General features: G+C 64.2%; 12 protein-coding genes. 8 read left to right on the top strand and 4 right to left on the bottom strand.

Translation table 11 applies throughout. The features are described 5' to 3' along the window. The first annotated feature begins 91 nt into the window (after positions 1–91). Positions 92–2,566: a putative bifunctional diguanylate cyclase/phosphodiesterase gene (locus QX071_RS27415; RefSeq protein WP_315728609.1), complete on the top strand. Its 2,475-nt coding sequence runs from the start codon at positions 92–94 to the stop codon at positions 2,564–2,566. 890 nt (positions 2,567–3,456) lie between these two features. Beyond that, positions 3,457–4,539, top strand: coding sequence for a YncE family protein (locus tag QX071_RS27410; RefSeq protein ID WP_315728611.1), 1,083 nt, complete (start codon positions 3,457–3,459; stop codon positions 4,537–4,539). A 123-nt stretch (positions 4,540–4,662) separates the two neighbouring features. On the opposite strand, the gene QX071_RS27405 is transcribed toward QX071_RS27410, so the two are convergent. Beyond that, positions 4,663–5,286, bottom strand: coding sequence for a TetR/AcrR family transcriptional regulator (locus tag QX071_RS27405; protein ID WP_315705102.1), 624 nt, complete (start codon positions 5,284–5,286; stop codon positions 4,663–4,665). A gap of 133 nt (positions 5,287–5,419) precedes the next feature. Between QX071_RS27405 and QX071_RS27400 the strand changes: the two genes are divergently transcribed. Then, entirely contained in the window at positions 5,420–6,301 is an 882-nt protein-coding gene (locus tag QX071_RS27400) for an alpha/beta hydrolase (RefSeq protein ID WP_315728613.1), read from the top strand. A gap of 8 nt (positions 6,302–6,309) precedes the next feature. On the opposite strand, the gene QX071_RS27395 is transcribed toward QX071_RS27400, so the two are convergent. Further along, complete coding sequence (locus tag QX071_RS27395; protein ID WP_315728615.1) at positions 6,310–6,873, bottom strand: nitroreductase; 564 nt, start codon at positions 6,871–6,873, stop codon at positions 6,310–6,312. A 199-nt stretch (positions 6,874–7,072) separates the two neighbouring features. Next, positions 7,073–9,148 carry a threonine--tRNA ligase gene (gene thrS, locus QX071_RS27390; protein ID WP_315728617.1) on the bottom strand — a complete coding sequence of 692 codons (2,076 nt, stop codon included), beginning with the start codon at positions 9,146–9,148 and terminating at the stop codon, positions 7,073–7,075. Positions 9,149–9,338: 190 nt separating this feature from the next. On the opposite strand from thrS, the gene QX071_RS27385 reads away from it, so the two are divergent. The 3 genes from QX071_RS27385 (at position 9,339) to QX071_RS27375 (ending at position 12,482) form a co-directional block, all read left to right on the top strand. Continuing rightward, positions 9,339–10,607, top strand: coding sequence for a hypothetical protein (locus QX071_RS27385; protein WP_315728619.1), 1,269 nt, complete (start codon positions 9,339–9,341; stop codon positions 10,605–10,607). 103 nt (positions 10,608–10,710) lie between these two features. Continuing rightward, entirely contained in the window at positions 10,711–11,886 is a 1,176-nt protein-coding gene (locus QX071_RS27380; RefSeq protein ID WP_315728622.1) for an MFS transporter, read from the top strand. 227 nt (positions 11,887–12,113) lie between these two features. Beyond that, positions 12,114–12,482: a hypothetical protein gene (locus QX071_RS27375; RefSeq protein ID WP_315705108.1), complete on the top strand. Its 369-nt coding sequence runs from the start codon at positions 12,114–12,116 to the stop codon at positions 12,480–12,482. Between the two features lie 64 nt (positions 12,483–12,546). Here the strand turns inward: QX071_RS27375 and QX071_RS27370 are convergent, their stop codons facing one another. Then, a complete protein-coding gene (locus tag QX071_RS27370; protein ID WP_315728624.1) occupies positions 12,547–13,833 on the bottom strand; it encodes an alpha/beta hydrolase in 1,287 nt (428 codons plus the stop codon). Positions 13,834–14,249: 416 nt separating this feature from the next. Between QX071_RS27370 and QX071_RS27365 the strand changes: the two genes are divergently transcribed. Beyond that, complete coding sequence (locus QX071_RS27365; protein ID WP_315705110.1) at positions 14,250–15,626, top strand: APC family permease; 1,377 nt, start codon at positions 14,250–14,252, stop codon at positions 15,624–15,626. Continuing rightward, positions 15,626–16,861, top strand: a complete 1,236-nt coding sequence (locus QX071_RS27360) for a hypothetical protein (RefSeq protein ID WP_315705111.1) — start codon at positions 15,626–15,628, stop codon at positions 16,859–16,861. Before QX071_RS27365 ends, QX071_RS27360 begins: the two co-directional genes overlap by 1 nt. Positions 16,862–16,864: the final 3 nt, after the last annotated feature.

Here is a 16,864-nt window from a genome sequence, read left to right as displayed (position 1 = left end):
CCTGGGAGGGAGTGCTCGTGGGGCAGGACGTTCGGGGCAACGGCCCTTGCGCTGAAAGGCGCTTGCGCGTGCGGAATTGCGTGGGGAATGTATGAGTGCCGTCAAGAAGAAGCCGTCCGCCAAGATCAATCATGATCTGTTCGAGGATATCCCCGTCCTCCAGCGCAAATGGCAAGCCGCACTGAAGCCCGGGCAGGCGCTGCCGCGTTACGAAGACGTGATGCTCGGCAGTCTCGGCCGCCTGGCGGATCACATCGCGGTCCTGAAGCACGAAAACGGTGCGCTGCAGATCTCCCGCACCGGCCGTTATGTGCAGCTCTGGCTCCAGGACGAGCGCTGGGACATCGCGGTCGACCTCGTGCCGCCAGACTGCGCGACGGCCCTCAGCGAAGCCGCGAGCTGCGCGCTGGCGAGCGGGCGTCCCTATCTTGCCGCCTGTCATTGTGTGCGCGACGGCATGGTGCGGACCTACGATGTGTTGGCGATGCCGACCAGCTCGCGCTGGGGCAGCATCCTGATCGGAACCTACGTCAACGAACGGGCGGCGCAGTACAATCTGCTCGATGCGATCTTCTCGACCAGCGAGGATGGCGTGGTGTCGCTGGCGACCATCCGCAACGCGGCCGGCGCGCCGTCCGATTTCCAGATCGTCCACCACAACCAGTCGGCCGCGAAGCATCTGAAGCTGCCATCGTCGCGCCTGCAATGGAGCCGTCTGAAGGAGGGCGGCAACATCCTGTGCGCCGACGAAGTCGTGGCGCGGCTGTTCGACGTGGTTTCGCGCGGCGGCCACGATCAGTTCGAAGTCGACAGCGACGAGCGCAATCTGCGGCTCGGCGCGCATGCCTTCGGCGACATCGTCTCGCTGACCATTGCCGACGTCACGGCGCTGAAGCGCCGCGAGGCCTCGTTCCGCCTGTTGTTCGATACCAATCCGGTGCCGATGTGCATCTTCGACCGGAAGACCGCGGAAATCCTCAACGTCAATGACGCTGCCGTGGGTCACTACGGCTACGCCCGCGCGCAGTTTCTGCGCAAGACGATCTGGCAGCTCTGGCCGCCCGGCGAATGGGAAAGCCTGGACGATGCGCTGGAGCTGCTCGCGGAGACGGATGAATTTCATCGCGACTGGCGCCACCTCAAGGCCGACGGCACCGAGATCGAAGTCTTGACCTACGGGCGGCAGGTCCCGTTCGACGGCCGCGACGGCTTTCTGGTTGCCATCGTCGACATCACCGAGCGCCGCAAGGCCGAAGCTCGCATCGCCTATATGGCGCATCATGACGGGCTGACCAATCTGCCCAATCGCGAATTCTACCAGCAACGCCTGAAGCAGGCGCTGGAACAGGGCGCCGCGAATGGCAAATGCGTTGCGATCATGTGCATCGACCTCGACCTGTTCAAGAACGTCAACGATTCGTTCGGACACCCGGTCGGCGACCGTCTGCTGCAGGCGGTTGCTAACCGGCTGAGCGGGGAAGTTCGCGGCGGCAATCTGGCGGCGCGACTTGGTGGCGATGAATTTGCGATGATCCTGAGCGATGCGGGACCGCAGAGCGAAACCGGCGAATTCGCCGCACATCTGATCGACGTGCTGAGCGCACCCTATGAGATCGAGGGCGATGAGCTGGTGGTCGGCGCCTCGATCGGAATTGCAGTTTCGCCCAGCGACGGTTCGACCAGCGAACAGCTGATGAAGAACGCCGACATGGCCTTGTACCGCGCCAAGCAGGAAGGCGGTGGTGTCCACCGCTTCTTCGACAAGGAGATGCATCGCCAGGCGCAAAAGCGCCGCGACCTCGAGCTCGATCTGCGCCGGGCCTTTGCTCATGGCGAGTTCGAGCTGCATTATCAGCCGCTCGTCGATGTCGCGTCGAACCGTATCAGCGGCTTCGAGTCGCTGTTGCGCTGGCGCCATCCTGACAAGGGCATGGTCTCGCCCGCCGATTTCATCCCGGTGGCCGAAGACATCGGATTGATCGTGCCGCTCGGCGAATGGGTGCTGCGCGAAGCCTGCAGGGAAGCCGCCAAATGGCCCGACGGCGTCAAGGTGGCGGTTAATCTCTCCGCGGTGCAGTTCCGCAGCCGCAACCTGGTCCAGATGGTGGTGTCGGCGTTGGCGCAGTCCGGACTTACACCGACCCGGCTCGAACTGGAGATCACCGAATCGATCTTCCTGGCGGAGACCGAGGCCAATCTCGCGACCCTGCACCAGCTCCGTCAGCTCGGCGTCAGCATCTCGATGGATGATTTCGGGACCGGCTATTCGAGCCTCAGCTATCTCCGCAGCTTCCCGTTCGACAAGATCAAGATCGACCGGTCTTTCGTCAAGGATCTCGCGCATCGCGCCGACTGCGTTGCGATCGTCCGCGCGATCTCCGGGCTCGGCCGCAGCCTCAACATCACCACCACAGCCGAGGGCGTGGAGACTATCGACCAGCTCGACTGGTTGCGGGCAGAAGGCTGCAACCAGGTGCAGGGTTTCCTGTTCAGCGCCGCCAAGCCGGCGTCCGAGGTCGAGGAGTTGTTGGTTCGCTTCGGGGCCCGCGCGTCGAAGGCGGCTTGAACGCCGGTCCGCGTCATCTCCTATTGCGCGCGCCAAACAGCGTGAAGAGGCCACCGTCAGTCACTCCCAAGAGACCTCCGACCGACCACCCGACAGCACACTCGCAAGAACGCGCAGCTCTGCAGTCTCGCGGCACATCGTGCCCGAGTGATGCGATCAGCATGTCCCGCTCGAAATCCGAGAGGGAGCAGGGAAGGCCGGGAGCTCGCCGCCCCCATGGCCCGCCTGCATCAAAGAAAGCAGGCGGCAGTCACCACAGGTTCGGCCGAGACATCCCGGCCTTCCCCGCGCGATGGGTTACGGCTTATACGCGCTCTCCCCAGGGACCGGCTCTCTTGCCCCTGTCGCCGGCGTGACGCGCAGGCATCATCGCCAACTTGACGTCAGCACCGGGACGCCAGGACCACACGATTTCGCCGTCCGCGATCTGGCACGATCGTCTTGCGCACCACTCCGCGGCCACCGCTCCCCGCACTCCACGTATCGTGACGACGCGTACGCCCCTGTTCGATGAGGCGGGATGACGATAGATAAGCACGGTTTCTGAAAAAAAGAAATAGAAATTTTATTGCCTGAGAGCATCGCAACCGCGTTCTCGTTCAAATCGCTTCCAAACTTCGCATTTGGGCGCGATGGCTCTTTTACCCGCGCTTCTTCCCTTTGAGTGCCATTGGTTGCGACACGCCTATCAGCTCGAGCCGTTGTCCAGAAAGGGATCGAACCGCTGGCGAAGCTTTGCTTCCAAGCGTAGTCTGTTCAGATCGGCCCTACAGAGGCCGGGTTGAAATGGGGAGGATGCCCGAATGCCGGCTTACCGTGCCGCGGGACTGCTATCTGCAGCCGCGATTTTGCTGTGCACACACCTGAGCGTTGGACAGGCCAAGCCACTCATGATCGTTGGCCTGGACGAGAAGACCCTGTGGGACGATAGCGGCAAGCCGCTGCTGTTCCCACCGGGCAAGGACCAGGTGCTGATCGTCGATCTCGCGGACCCTGAAAGCCCGAAGATCGTCGCCTCGCTGCCGCTCAAGAATTCCGTGGTCGGACCACCGGTGAACGTGGCGATCGATCCAACCGGGAAGGTTGCGCTGGTCGCCGACTCCGTCGATGTGGTGAAGGACGGTGACGCGCTCAAGCAGGTGCCTGACAACAAGATCTACGTGATCGATCTGCAGGCCAGCCCACCGAAGCTGGCCGCCACGCTGAGCGGCGGCAAACAGCCCTCCGGCCTGAGCTTCAATCCTGATGGCCGCATGGCGCTGGTCGCCAACCGCGCTGACAATTCGATCAGCGTGCTTTCGGTCAATGGTTCCGACGTCAAGATTGTCGATACGGTCGCCATGCCGGACAGCGTCGCCCATGTGACGTTCACGCCCGACGGCAAGCGCGCGCTCGCCGCCCGCTTCCCGGCTCACAAGATCTCGATCCTCGATGTCGCCGGCGACAAGGTGTCCTACAGCAAGATAGATCTTCCGGCCGGGCAATGGCCCTACAACGTCGCGGTCGTGCCGGGTGGAAAGGTTGCGCTGACCTCCGACAACGGCAATGCAGGCGCCTCGGATGGCAGCGTCGATACGACGAGCGTCATCGATCTCGAAGCCGATCCGCCGCGCATCATCGATCGCGTGGTCGTCGGTGACGGGCCGGAGGGGCTGGCCATCAGTCCGACAGGCGATCTCGCGGTGTCGGTCATCCTCCGCGGTTCCAACGCAAAGAACGCCTACTTCTACCAAAAGAACGGAAGCATCACGGTTTTGAAAATCGACGGCAAGAAGGTCAGCAAGACCCAGGAGATCGAGGTCGGTGGACTTCCCGAGGCTGCGGTGTTCACGCCCGACGGCAAATACCTCCTGGTCGGCAACTACCTAACCCAGGATTTTTCGATCCTGAAGGTCGAGGGCGGAAAGGTCGTGGACACCGGCAAGCGCTTTCAGGTGTCGGGACATCCCGCGTCGGCAAGGATGGGACCGTAGCGCGCGTTACCAACTCCAGAGCAGGCGGTGAAGGTCCGCTTCATCTCGGGCCTTCATCCGTCGCATACTCACCATCCAGCCGGTACGGTGTGCGGCCCGCGCCTGAGACAACAACGGACAACATCAGGACGGCTTGTTTCGCTGCTTCCGCGAGCGGGGCGCTTTTGGCCAATGGTGAAGAGCGACGTCGGCAACCCCCTGCAGTTCGCCGCGCCTAGTCCCGCCGGCCGCCAGCACGGCCATGCCGTAGATCAGCGCGGAGAGATAGCGCGCAAGGTCCGCGGGATCGTCATCGCCAGGCAGGTCATGGTCTTTCGCCGCACGCTGAAGGCGGCGTCTTATCGCTGCTTCTCCACGCTGTCGGCGCGAAGCGAGATCGCTGCGGATCGTGTCCGACTCGACCCCGCAGGCAAGCGCGCCCTGAACGCCGAGGCAGCCGGGTGGATTCTGCTTGTCGCCGTGAAGCGCGACAGGCCCGGTCAGCCAGAGGCGCACCGCTTCGAGAGATGTCGCCGCCTGTTCGGCGGCGGTTCTGTAGCCGCCGGCCTTCGCCTCGTAGCGGTCCATCACGCGCTGGAACAGGCCCTCCTTGTTGCCGAACGCGGCATAGAGGCTGGCACGCGTGATGCCGAGGGCCGCGGTCAGGTCGGCCATCGATGTTCCCTCATACCCCCGACGCCAGAACAGGCCCATTGCGCGCTCGACAGCCTGATCCATGTCGAATTCGCGCGGTCGTCCAGCACTCATGATTCATCCTCGCGCGCCACTTGATCTTCGGCTTGTCTATTATAGATCGGTCGTTCTATAATCACACCATTGCCGGCCGAAACATACATGATAGGGGGTGCCGGTGGGCGCAAGATGCCTCGCAATTCTCCTCATGCTGCTCGCTCCTGCGGCCCGAGCCGAGGTCGAGCAGTTCCCCTCGGGTTTCAAAACCAGGACGATCGCGGCCAATGGGACGCAAATCCATGTTCGTGTCGGCGGTCAGGGGCCTGCCGTGATCCTGATCCATGGATTCGGCGATACCGGCGACATGTGGGTCAAGCTCGGGGCTGACCTGGCGCGCGACCACACCGTGGTCGTTCCGGATCTGCGCGGCATGGGCCTCTCGGGCAAGCCCGACAGCGGCTACGACAAATGGACCCAGGCCGCCGATATGCGGGCCGTTTTAGCCGCGCTTGGCATCGACAAGGCGGCTGTCGTCGGACACGACATCGGAACCATGGTGGCTTATGCCTGCGCGGCGCGGTATCGCGACATGACCGAGAAGCTGGTCGTCATGGATGCCCCGGTGCCCGGCGTGCCGCCTTGGGATGAGATCGTTCGCAGCCCGCAGCTGTGGCACTTCGATCTCGGCGGCCCTGATATGGAGCGGCTGGTCAAAGGCCGTGAGCGCATCTACCTCGACCGTTTCTGGAATGAATTCGCCGGCACGCCTTCGAAGATTGGGGAAGCGACACGCCGCCATTACGCAGCGCTCTATGCGCGACCGGGCGCGATGCGTGCTGCATTCGCTCAGTTCAGGTCGATCCGCACCGACGCAGAGGACAACAAGAAGGCGATCGCCACAAAGTTGACCATTCCTGTGCTTGCCGTCGGCGGCCAGAAATCCTTCGGCGCGATGGAAGCCGTCGTGATGCGCAATGCCGCGTCCGACGTCACCGAGGTTGTCATTCCCGACGCCGGACACTGGCTGATGGAAGAGCAGCCGGAGGCGACCATCAAGGCGATACGCCAATTTCTTGACGGAAGAAATTAGCGGTCGGCCTAAAACCGCGTCACGATCTCCGAGAGCGCCGGACGCGGGCGGTCCTCGCTCGGCTTGGTCGGCGTGCCGATATGGATCATGCCGGCGAGCTTCTCGTCCGGCTTCAGTCCCAAGCGGTCGAGCACGTCGCGGTCGAAGCAGAACCAGCCGGTGAGCCAGGCGGCGCCATAGGCGAGCGCAGTGGCGGCGGTGACGATGTTCATCGCGCTCGCGCCGGCCGACAGCTCCTGCTCGAACGGAGGGACCTTCGGGTGCGGCTTGGTGCTGCTGACCACGCCGATCACCAGCGGCGCATCGGTCAGCCGCTTCTTCTCGGTCTCGATCTCGGCTTCGCTCGCTTGCGGGTGTTTCTCAGAAAACACCTTGGCGATGATCTCGCCGGCGCGCTGGCGCGCATCGCCCTCGAAGATGATGAAGCGCCAGGGGGCGAGCTTGCCGTGGTCGGGCACGCGGGCGCCGATGGTCAGGATGGTGTCGAGCTCGGCAGGCGAGGGGCCGGGGCCGGCCATCTCGCGCGGCTTGACCGAGCGGCGGGTCTTCAGGAGTTCAAGGGCGTCGGGCACTTGCATGTTCTCGGTGGCTGATGTCTCGCCTTAGATAGCATGCCGATCCGCCTGCAACAGATGGCTCCGGCGGTTTTGATCGACTCTAAAGCGGCGACAGGCGAGCCCCCGCAGCTGATGGCTTCCGGGCCGCTTGCTTTGCAAGCGCTCCCGGAAGCACGTCGTGACAAGTGCGGTCGTTTGTAGCCTAGGGCAGTATCTACGCCGCCTCGCGCGCCCGCCGTGCGACGTCCGGCGGCGTCGCCTCCTCGACCAGCGCCGCGATCGCCTCCGCGGTCGGCATTACGGTCTGACCGTCGCGGCCGAGCCGTCGCACGGAGACCGAATGCGTCTCGGCCTCCTTCTTGCCGACGACGAGCAGCGCTGGGATCTTCTGCAGCGAGTGCTCGCGGACCTTGTAGTTGATCTTCTCGTTGCGCAGATCGATCTCGGCCCGCAAGCCCACAGCGCGCGCCGCCGCCAACACCCGCTTGGCGTATTCGTCGCCCTCCGAGGTGATGGTGGTGACGACGAGCTGCGTCGGCGCCAGCCAGAGCGGGAAGTTGCCGGCATAGTGCTCGATCAGGATGCCGATGAAGCGCTCCATCGAGCCGCAGATCGCCCGGTGCACCATCACCGGCGGCTTCTTGGCGCCGTCGGCGTCGATGTAGAACGCGCCGAACCGCTCCGGCAGGTTGAAGTCGACCTGCGTGGTGCCGCACTGCCAGTCGCGCCCGATGGCGTCGCGCAGCACGTATTCGAACTTCGGCCCGTAGAACGCGCCTTCGCCCGGGTTGATCTCGGTCCGGATGTTGTTGCGCTGGGTCTTGATCTCCTGCAGCACGGTGGCCATCACTCGCTCGGCGTGATCCCACATCTCGTCGGTGCCGACGCGCTTCTCCGGACGGGTCGAGAGCTTCACCGTCAGTTCGCCCTCGAAGCCGAAATCGGCATAGGTCGACAGGATCAGCTCGTTGATCTTCAGGCACTCGTCCGCGAGCTGGTCCTCGGTGCAGAAGATGTGGGCGTCGTCCTGGGTGAAGCCGCGCACGCGCATCAAGCCGTGCATCGCACCGGAGGCTTCGTAGCGATGCACGACGCCGAATTCGGCAAGGCGCAAGGGCAGGTCGCGATAGCTCTTCAATCCGTGCTTGAAGATCTGCACGTGCCCCGGGCAGTTCATCGGCTTCAGCGCGAACCAGCGCTTGTCCTCGGCCTCGTCACCGGCCGACTGGGCCGCGAACATGTTCTCGCGGTACCAGTTCCAGTGCCCCGAGGTCTCCCACAGCGACTTGTCGAGGATCTGCGGCGCGTTGACCTCGCTGTAGTCGCCCGCCAGGCGCCGGCGCATATAGGCGATCAGCGCCTGGAAGATGCTCCAGCCCTTGGGGTGCCAGAACACGACGCCGGGGCCTTCCTCCTGGAAGTGGAACAGGTCGAGCTCGCGGCCGAGCTTGCGATGATCGCGTTTCTCGGCTTCCTCGATCTGCTTCAGGTAGGCGTCGAGCTGCTCCTGTTTCGCGAAGGCGGTGCCGTAGATGCGGGTCAGCATCGGATTGTTGGAATCGCCGCGCCAATAGGCGCCGGCCACCTTCATCAGCTTGAACGCATTGCCGATCTTGCCGGTCGAGGTCATGTGCGGACCGCGGCAGAGATCGAACCAGTCGCCCTGGAAGTAGATCTTGATCGGCTCGTCGCCGGGAATGGCATCGACCAGCTCGACCTTGAACGCCTCGCCCTTGTCGCGGAACACCTGCTTGGTGTGCTCGCGATTCCACACTTCCTTGGTGAAGGGTTTGTCGCGCGCGATGATCTCGCGCATCTTCTTCTCGATCGCGGCGAAGTCTTCCGGAGTGAACGGCTCGTTGCGGAAGAAGTCGTAGTAGAAGCCATTCTCGATCACCGGGCCGATCGTGACCTGGGTGCCCGGCCACAGCGACTGCACGGCTTCGGCGAGCACGTGTGCGCAGTCGTGCCGGATCAATTCCAGCGCGCGCGGATCGTCGCGATCGACCAGCTCGAGCCTGGCATCGTCCGCGATGGGGTCATTGAGGTCGGCCAGCGTGCCGTCCAGCGCCATCGCGACCGTGCGCTTGGCGAGCGAGGGCGAGATGCCCTTGGCGATGTCGAAGCCGGTGGTGTTCTTGGGGTATTCGCGCTTTGCCCCGTCGGGGAAGCTGATGGTGATCTTCTCGACCGGTGCGGCGGGCTTCAGATTGCTGAGGCTGTATTGGAAGCCGGATTCGGCTTTCGGCTGGTCGGATTTGGACTGGTCGGGTTTAGACTGGTCAGGCATGGCGTTCTCCTAAAGCTCACTCCTGCGAACGAGCGCAGGTAAGCGGGAGCAAGCGGTATAGCAGCGGATTCGGAGCCTGCAACCCGCCACGCGTGGGAAAGCTGCCAGTTCCGGCCGCGATGGCCTGCCAGCCTTGCGGCGGTAGGGCGGTGTGATACAACCGAAAGTGCTGGGGTCGTGCTATTTTCCGATGCTTGTCTTCCATCAACGTGTGGGCGGGATCATTCCGCGCCTCGCTCTGCTTGCGGCGCTGGTCCTGACGTGCAGCCGCAGCCTTGCTGCGCCAGCAGCCTCGCCGGCGCGGCACCTTGCCGATCATTCGCCGCCGATCTCATTCTACCTGGTCAAGGGACAACCGGGCGCCTGTGGCGAGGGGTGTGACAGCTGGATCGCGGCCGAGGGGCGGATCGACAACATCGCCGTGGCGCGGTTTCGCAAATTCCTGAAGCAGGTCGGTGACCGCCGGCTGCCGATCTATTTCGAGTCGCCGGGCGGCAATCTCGAGCAGGCGCTCGCGATCGGCAACCTCCTGCGGGAGAGAAAGGCCATCGCGCGGGTCGGCCGGACCATGGTCCGCGACTGCGGCCTGGAGGCTCAGGACAGCGAGGTCTGCGTCAAGCTCAAGCAGTCCGGTCGTGAGTTGACCGGAGACGTTTGGACCCGTGGTGCGATGTGTGCCTCGGCCTGTCCCTATCTCATCCTCGGCGCGCCGACTCGCGAGATCGCGCCCGATACCATGCTGGCCGTCCACTCGCCGCGGGTGATTTTGAACTTCACCACCGGCGTGCCGCCCCCGGAGCTGCGGACGCGCGCTTTGCAGCAGGCGAGCGCGCGGGCCGATCGCCTGGTGCTCGATTATCTCAAGAAGATGGGGATCGACTCCGGCCTGCTCGCCGCTTCGCGCTCCGTGCGTTTCGAGGGGCTGCACATCCTGAGCCGCGAGGAGATCGCCAGGTTCGGCCTCGACCGGCGCGAGGTGGCCGAGACGCGCTGGATGTTCGAGAACGCTAGCCTCGGCGTTGCGTATAAGACGGTGATCTCGCGCAAACCCGGCGATACCAGCTTCCGCACGACGCGATTCCAGCTCGTCTGTTTCGATGCCGACCGGTTCGAACTCGATTTCCAGCGGCCCGCACTGGCCGCGACGGGAACGGCCTCGGTCGCGATCGTGAACGGGGCCGAGCGGCTCAATTTCCTTTACCCGCCGCGCAGGGGAAGCGGTCAGGAGACCTGGGGCGCGCGCTTGAACGGTGGCCAGCTTCGCGCGCTCGCGGCCAGTGCTGCGACCGACCTCACCGAAGGCGAATTGCGTGAGGGCAACTGGCAATTCGCGTCGTCCCGACTCTCCACGGACGGTCTGCCGGCGGCGCTGCAGCGCCTGCTTTCCGGCTGCCCGCAGGCAAAGGCGACGTCAGCAATGTCCGCAGGACGCGAGCAGGTAGCCGGAGCAGTCCGCTGATTGCGCCTCTTCGGCCGACACGCGTGCTCATCCAAGAAGATGTCATGCGGGACATGACAATGTTTCAAGCAAATGCATGGACGCGGTCTGGTATCAATTGGATATGACCGATCATCTCGAATCCCATCGTTTCGCACCCACGGCCCTGATGCTGGGTAATCTCGTCACCGGCTGTTCCGTGCTGGCCCCGGCCGGGCTGTTGCCGGAGCTCGCCGGAGATCTCGACGTCAGCATCCGGACCGCGGGCTTGCTGATCACCTTCGGCGCAGTGATCCTGTGCATCGGCTCGCCGTTGACGGCCTGGCTCACCAGCCGGATCGATCGCCGCAGCCTGCTTGCGGTCACGCTCGCGGTCATGGCGCTCGGCAATCTGGCCTCGAGCGTGGCGCCCGGGTATGCGAGCCTGCTCGCGATCCGCCTGGTGATGCTCGCGGTTGGGGCGCTCTATACGCCGCAGGCGGCGGGTACCGCAGCGCTGATCGTTCCGGCCGAACGGCGCGGTGGCACCATTGCCTATGTATTTCTCGGCTGGTCGCTGGCGGCCGCCGTGGGCCTGCCGCTGATCACTTTCGTCGGCAGCCATCTGGGCTGGCGGACGGCCTATCTGCTCGTCGGACTGACCGGCGCGGTGAGTTGCTTGCTCCTGGTCTGGCGCCTGCCAAAGGGGCTGCTCGGCGCTCGCGTCGACCTGAAGACCTGGGTCGAACTCGGCCGCAATCGAGCGGTCGTGCTGCTGCTCTTGATCACGACGCTGCAGATGTCCGGGCAGTTCGTCGTCTTCACTTTCATGGGCCCGCTGTTGAAGACGCTGACCGGCGCGGACGCGAACGAGATTGGAGTCGTGTTTGCGCTCTATGGCGTCGCCGGCTTTGTCGGCGTCGTCATTGCCACCCGCATCGTCGATTCCTGGGGCGCATTTCGGACCTCACTGCTGTTTACCTGCCTGGTTCTGACCGGCATCTTCTGCTGGACGCTGGGGGCGGGAGCTTATCCGGTCATGGCGGCCGGGGCGGCGATCTGGGGACTTGGCTTTGCTTCGTCGAATTCCATGCAGCAGGTCCGCCTGGTTGCGGCCGCGCCGCCGCTCGCGTCGGCCTCGGTCTCGCTGAACACCTCGGTTCTCTATGTCGGTCAGGCCATCGGTTCGGCCGTTGGTGGAACGCTGTTTGCGCGCAACCTGCTGGACAGCACCGGCTATGTTGCCACGGCGTTCCTGATCATGGCGCTGCTTGCCATCCTGTCCAGCCGGCCGCGCGTGCCGGTAGCGGCATTGGCATGAGTTCTCGGGCATGAGTTCTCGCAGGCGCGAACGGGGTGTCCCCAAGAAAGCCTGCCGGGGATGCCCCGGACATCGGGACCTGGCCAATAGGCGCTTGGCAAACGCTGCAAGACTGGCTTAAAGCCGCTTCATGCGGGAGGCGGGCTGTCGCTGATTTCGCCACAACCGGCGGCTAATCAGGCTGACGCCCGAGGGCCCTCCGCACGTTCATATGAAAGCGATATGACATGAAACGGATAACTTTGAGCTTGGCCGTGGCGTTGATTTCGACGGCCGCCCTTGCCCAGGCCGCCCCGCCGATGGTGGGGGACCGGCCGTTGGTCCAGGTCAAGCCGCACACGATGGCTGCCGCCAAGCCGCAGTCGGCCGCCGTGCGGCTGCAGGCCTGTCTGGAGATCGAGGATGGCACCAAGGAGCGGCTGAACTGCTATGACGCCGTGATCCCGCCGGCGCCGAAGCCGAAGGCGATCAAGGCCAAGACGGTGGCCGATTGCAAGTTCACCAAGGAGGAGGACGAGCGGCTCGCCTGCTTCAATGGCTTCGTGGACAAGATGCCGAAGCCGAAGGCCGACGAAAAATCCGGCGAGAAATCCTGATCTCGATCGCCCTGGCATAGCCGAGAGCAGGGCGAGCTCGGCGCCGTTAGGCGGGGGCGCAGGGTCAGCGGCTGGTCGCCGTCGAACTGCCAGCCGCGATCCGGATCGGCGGCTGGGCGGCGGCCATCTTCGTCAGCACGTCCTTGATCGGATTTCTCGTCCAGGCCAGCGTGACGTAGTCCCGATGCGTCACGCCCTCCGGCGTCTCGACGAACACCACGCTGCCGGGCTTGAGCGGCCCGTCAATGTCCTCGGAAATCGCAATGCCGCGCTCTCGCAGCGTTGCCATCAGCTCGCGGTCGTGGCGGGCCGTGTAGTGCGTATAGGACGAGACGAAGAAGCCGGAACGATTGCGCTCGATCCAGCCCGCGAACTTGTCGAGCTGGCCATACACGGCGTCGAGCAGCACGACACCGCGGACGCGATCCGTGACGCCGCCGACCTCGAGACTCCATGCGGTCGGCAGGAATCCGCCGCTATAGCCGACGATGACGATCGGCATGGCCGCAAACGCCTTTGCCGCGTTCGGATCTCCGGTGAGACGGGCGAGGCTGCCGGCGGCCTCGTCCATGAAACGCTTGAAGCCGCCGGGCTGCCAGAACTTGCCGGCGCTGGAATCGGCGGCATCCACGGCCATCTGCGGGGCCAGCAGCACCGCATTCACACTGGAGTCGCTGATCTGCTGCGGAACCAGCTGGCGGTCCCGCACGTCGCGCTCCAAGGTGGCGCCGTTACCGTGGAAGAACACGACGATCACGCCGGGTTTGCGAACGTCAAAATGTTCCGGGACGTGCACCAGCACGCGGCTGTCATTGTAGGTCTGGTCCTGCCAGTAGACGCGTCCCGACAAGCTGCGATGGCCGCGGCGCTCGCCGCTCGTGACGTTGAGAAACGGTGCGTCGGAAGCGGGGTTCGTGCCGTAATAGGGGAACGCCGACGATTTCATGCTGACCAGCGTCGTCAGCTCTTCGCGTGTGTGCGAGGCCGGCGCCTGCGGTTCGAGCGATGCGACCTGATAGGACGCGGGCTTTGTCTCCGCCGGCTTTGGTGTGAAGTCCTCTGGGCTATGCAGCGCGAAGCTTTCGGAAGGCGAGGGGAAGCGGTCGCGGAATTGCGGCGTGGGAAAACGCTCGTCGAAAGTCGTCGGCTGAGCTGGCGCTGCATTGGCGGCCAGAACGCCTGCGTTCGGCGCCTTGCTGCACTGAACAAGCGGAAGCGACAGCAGCAGCGCGGTGGTGGCGGTCGTGACTCGGCGCGGCGCGATGGGAAGCCAGCGGCGCGCGGGCAGGTTCAGCCGACCGGGCGCGCGCGCACGACGATATCTCAGGCTTTTCGGATAAGATCCGAGCATCCGCCCCTGCAACCCCCAAGACCCCCTAACAAGCTTACCCCAAAGACCTAGACCCAAGATCGGCGCTGCGACCGACAGCGCCAGCTTCAGTCCCTCAACTCTGAGCCGGCGATGTTGAGGTGGCGTTAAGCCTGAGCGCCGGACCGCACCCCGCGTTCTCGAGCCGGTTTGCCGCGCTGTAGAGACGCTGGGCGCCTCAAAGGTGTCCCAATCGCGCGACACAGCACGAGATCGTGTCGCGATTGTGGGCTTGGTCGCGCCGCAATGCAACGCCCTCGACCACCGAGTCTGGCTAAGCGGTTCTGAAATACCTCCTTATTGAGGCCTTATTTAGTCCCTGTTAACTATGTTTGAATGGTTTGGGTCGAATCTGGGGCTGGAGCTAAGGGGAGGGGCGTTCAACGCCCCTGCGCGAAATGGCTGCCTCCGACACGGACGGTGCGACTTGGCCCGAGCGGGTGCTTGAGAGCGCCGTGCCGTCGGTGTCGGTGCCGGTCGCCACGGCCCTCGTGGTGGCCGACATGGTCGGTGTCGGCGTCTTTACCAGCCTTGGCTTCCAGGTCAGGGATATCCCGTCCGGCTTCTCCATTCTGCTGCTGTGGGCCATTGGCGGGATCGTCGCGCTGTGCGGTGCGCTTTCCTATGCCGAATTGGGCGCAATGTTTCCGCGCTCGAGCGGCGAATACAATTTGCTCTCGCGCGCGTTTCATCCTGCCATTGGCTTCATGGCCGGCTGGGTGTCAGCAACGGTCGGCTTCGCCGCGCCGGTTGCGCTCGCGGCGATGGCGTTCGGCGAGTATGGCAAGGCTGTCATTCCGGGCGCACCGTCACTGGCGCTGGCGGTCGGCGCGGTCTGGCTGGTGTCGCTGGTGCAACTTGGCGGCATCAGGCAATCAAGCAGCTTCCAACTGATTTCAACGCTCCTGAAAGTTGGCCTGATCGTCGCCTTCCTGATTGCAGGCTTCGCTTCTCCGTCGCCGCAGCCGGTCACGTTCAGCCCGGTAAGGGCCGATGTCGGCTACGTGCTGAGCGGCCCGTTTGCGATCGGGCTCGTCTTTGTCATGTACGCCTTCTCCGGCTGGAACGCCGCGACCTACATCATCGGCGAGCTGCGAGCGCCGGAACGGACGCTGCCGCGTGCGCTGCTCGCGGGCACGTCGCTCGTGCTCGTGCTCTATGTCGCGCTGAACGCCGTGTTCCTGCTCGCCGCGCCGATCGACAAGCTGTCCGGACAGCTCCAGGTCGCAAGCATCGCCGGCACCTACATCTTCGGTACCACCGGCGGGCGTATCGTCGCCGGCATGATCTGCATCGGACTGGTGTCTTCGATCGCCGCCATGATGTGGATGGGGCCGCGCGTGTTGATGACGATGGGTGAAGACATTCCGGCGCTCGCATTCTTTGCCCGGAAGTCGCGAGGCGGCGCGCCGACCTACGCCATCCTGTTTCAGCTCGCGGTGGCGAACCTGATGTTGGTCACCGAGAGCTTCGAGGCGGTGCTCGATTTCATCCAGTTTGCGCTGCTCACGTGTTCTTTTCTCACGGTGCTTGGGCTCATCAAGCTGCGCGTCACCCGGCCGGACCTGCCGCGGCCGTATTTGGCTTGGGGCTACCCGCTGACGCCCCTGGTGTTCCTGCTCGTGACCGGCTTCATGATGTACTCCCTGTTTGCGGAGCGGCCATTGCAGGCCGGCCTCGGCACGGTGGCGATGATGTCCGGCGTGCTGATTTATCTCCTTGCTAACAAGCGGCCGGGTCGGGATGCCGCGACAGCATTGCCAGGTGCGGATTGATGGTGCGATTTCCCAACGTGCAGACGCTGGTGCTGTGGATCGTCCTGTTGGGGATCGGTTCGGCCCATGCGCAGACGGTCTCGCCTGACGACACCGCGCGGATCCTTGCGGGAATGCAGCCGTCGGCCGGATCGCCATTGGCTGCGCTGACGCAGGATCCGTCGTGGCAGCGCCATGCGAAATTCTTCGACAATGCGTTCGGCCAGCTCGAACAGCGTCAGCTTTCAAAAATACGTGCCTGGGCGGATACCAATCTCGCCGCGCCCCGACCGACGATGTTCTACTTCTTCTCGGGGCCCGACTTCCTCTACGCCGACGCGTTCCATTCTAAAGCGACGACCTATGTCATGGCCGCGCTGGAGCCGACCGGTCCGGCGCCCGACTTGACCCGTCTGCCGCGCGGCGGCATCGGGTCGGCCTTGGCCTATGTCGAACACTCGTTGCAATCGATCCTGAGCTTTTCCTTCTTCATCACCAAACAGATGAAGACCGACCTGCATGAGGGTGACGTCAACGGCACTTTGCCGATCCTCTATGTGTTCCTGGCGCGGAGCGGAAAGACCATCCACACGGTCGAGCTGGTCTGGTTGGATGACAACGGTGCTGTGCATGGCAGCAACGAGCAATCCAACCCGAACGCAACGCGCGGCGCGCGCATCAGTTTTGCCGGCGGCGACGGGGTGGAGAAGACGCTTTACTACTTCTCGACCGATCTCTCCAATTCCGGGGTCAAGAGCAGCGGTTTCCTGAAGTTTTGTGAGCCGCTGGCGCCCGGCAACAGCCTGCTCAAGAGCGCATCCTATCTCCTCCACTCCGGCAATTTCTCGGTGGTGCGCAGCTGGCTGCTCAAGAACAGCGCGACGATCGTTCAGGACGATTCCGGGATTCCGCTTGCCAGCTTCGACTCGCGGGCGTGGCGTTTCTTCCCGTTCGGGCGCTACGCGGGGCCGATCGAGAAGTTTCCCAGCATGTATCAGGAACGTTATGTCGACCTGTTCGATCGTGCGCAGCCGCTCGACTTCGGTATCGGCTATCGCTGGCGCACACGCGAATCCAACGTGCTGTTGGCGGTCAGGTTGCCAGCCGCGGAGGCAACGTCATCGGCCGAGGCGATGTTACCCGCCGAGCCGGCCACCCAGACTGTGCGACCGCGCCGCGGGCCGCGGCCGCCCGAGCCGATCCCGGCCTATCCGCGGCGGCAGCGTAGCGGTTTCTGGTTCTGGCCGGGCTGGTGAAGC

This window comes from Bradyrhizobium sp. SZCCHNS1022, from assembly GCF_032484835.1.
Classification (GTDB): Bacteria; Pseudomonadota; Alphaproteobacteria; order Rhizobiales; family Xanthobacteraceae; genus Bradyrhizobium.
Note: the sequence above shows the minus strand (reverse complement) of the source record. Positions and strands in the feature narration are given on the sequence as shown.

Bases quoted from the DNA above. Each gene is read 5' to 3' on its own strand.
- QX071_RS27415 (WP_315728609.1), top strand. From the start codon at position 92: ATGAGTGCCGTCAAGAAGAAGCCGTCCGCCAAGATCAATCATGATCTG.
- QX071_RS27410 (WP_315728611.1), top strand. From the start codon at position 3,457: ATGATCGTTGGCCTGGACGAGAAGACCCTGTGGGACGATAGCGGCAAG.
- QX071_RS27405 (WP_315705102.1), bottom strand. From the start codon at position 5,286: ATGAGTGCTGGACGACCGCGCGAATTCGACATGGATCAGGCTGTCGAG.
- QX071_RS27400 (WP_315728613.1), top strand. From the start codon at position 5,420: ATGCTGCTCGCTCCTGCGGCCCGAGCCGAGGTCGAGCAGTTCCCCTCG.
- thrS (WP_315728617.1), bottom strand. From the start codon at position 9,148: ATGCCTGACCAGTCTAAACCCGACCAGTCCAAATCCGACCAGCCGAAA.
- QX071_RS27385 (WP_315728619.1), top strand. From the start codon at position 9,339: ATGCTTGTCTTCCATCAACGTGTGGGCGGGATCATTCCGCGCCTCGCT.
- QX071_RS27380 (WP_315728622.1), top strand. From the start codon at position 10,711: ATGACCGATCATCTCGAATCCCATCGTTTCGCACCCACGGCCCTGATG.
- QX071_RS27375 (WP_315705108.1), top strand. From the start codon at position 12,114: ATGAAACGGATAACTTTGAGCTTGGCCGTGGCGTTGATTTCGACGGCC.
- QX071_RS27370 (WP_315728624.1), bottom strand. From the start codon at position 13,833: ATGCTCGGATCTTATCCGAAAAGCCTGAGATATCGTCGTGCGCGCGCG.
- QX071_RS27365 (WP_315705110.1), top strand. From the start codon at position 14,250: ATGGCTGCCTCCGACACGGACGGTGCGACTTGGCCCGAGCGGGTGCTT.
- QX071_RS27360 (WP_315705111.1), top strand. From the start codon at position 15,626: ATGGTGCGATTTCCCAACGTGCAGACGCTGGTGCTGTGGATCGTCCTG.